The organism is Leisingera sp. F5 (genome assembly GCF_001593695.1).
In genome coordinates this window covers 1-1,014 of sequence record NZ_LUKH01001464.1, presented here as the reverse complement: position 1 = coordinate 1,014, position 1,014 = coordinate 1, and the positions used below count along the sequence as shown (strand labels likewise).

Below are 1,014 nucleotides of genomic sequence, written 5' to 3'. Positions count from 1 at the left end.
ACATCTTCGGTGTAAACGAAGTGGTCCCAGTAGACACAGGGGACTTAAAATCTCCGCCCCGATAAATGCACCGGATTTCGGTGCTGGTGCCATAAAGACGTAAGAGTGTACCTTGCATACACTTCAACATCGCGAGGTCAGCGGAAACTTACCGTGAAACTCTCCTTTCTGCCTCCTGAGGAACAACCCGAAGAACTGCTGGCCGCGGTACGTGTTCTAGCTGTCCAGGACCCTTTTGCTGATGACTTCCTCGCAGCTGCACTGGCCATCGAGCAACATGCTCAAGACATCCAGTCCGGTGCTTGCATCGACAAGACGCATTTCGCGGCGGTAGAGCTAGCTAAGGCCATGCAGCTAGACCACAAACAAGTAGACCAGAACCTGACCGAGCTGCGGAATGTCTTCACGTCCGTCATGGACGCGCAAAGGGATGGGAGTATCTGACTGCCAGTCAGTTGTCCGAATAAACGACCAGGAGTTGCCTCCTGACATCTTCGATGTGTGTGGAGGCTGAACGATGGGGAGTACCCTCTTTTTAGCCTACGCGGCCGCCCGGAAAGACCCTTAAAACCTGTTCAATCACCACTTTTGATGTGGATGCTTCGATATAGGCAACGATCACGAATTCACCTGCGCGGCCGAGGATACGAATACCGGTTTCTTTCACACGGCGAGCTTCGTGCCTGGGTGAAGGTTGTATATCGCAGCCGAAAACGCGCATTTCCAAATCCCCAAAACACCTAAAATATGATTATATCATCGTGTATTCGTTAATGGGTAGATATTTATCGCGGCAGTCTTCCGAAATTGCAGGAGCTGGGTTGGTCTCGTTCGCAACAGAAGCCGTCTATGATCCAGGTTAGTCGTTCGAGATCGTCACAGCCTCATTGGCCTCGATCGCGCGCCTCAGCCAATCAGAGAGAACGATCTCGCAGTATGCGCCGCGCACGATGGATCAGGTGGGATATTCACCGGTCTTGGCGAAATAGGCGTCAAGCAATGCCCGGGCGCCAC

At 52.7% G+C, this 1,014-nt stretch carries 2 protein-coding genes; one reads left to right on the top strand and one right to left on the bottom strand.

All coding sequences use genetic code 11. From position 1 onward, the window contains the following. Nucleotides 1-153: 153 nt before the first annotated feature. The gene (locus tag A2I95_RS42290; protein ID WP_027256313.1) at nt 154-444 is read left to right on the top strand and encodes a hypothetical protein; all 291 of its coding nucleotides are present in this window, start codon (nt 154-156) and stop codon (nt 442-444) included. Between the two features lie 91 nt (nt 445-535). Here the strand turns inward: A2I95_RS42290 and A2I95_RS42285 are convergent, their stop codons facing one another. Beyond that, the gene (locus tag A2I95_RS42285) at nt 536-721 is read right to left on the bottom strand and encodes a hypothetical protein (protein ID WP_156916768.1); all 186 of its coding nucleotides are present in this window, start codon (nt 719-721) and stop codon (nt 536-538) included. Nucleotides 722-1,014 lie beyond the last annotated feature (293 nt).

Excerpts from the sequence above, each read along its gene's own strand:
- A2I95_RS42285 (WP_156916768.1), bottom strand. The coding sequence starts at position 721 with ATGCGCGTTTTCGGCTGCGATATACAACCTTCACCCAGGCACGAAGCT.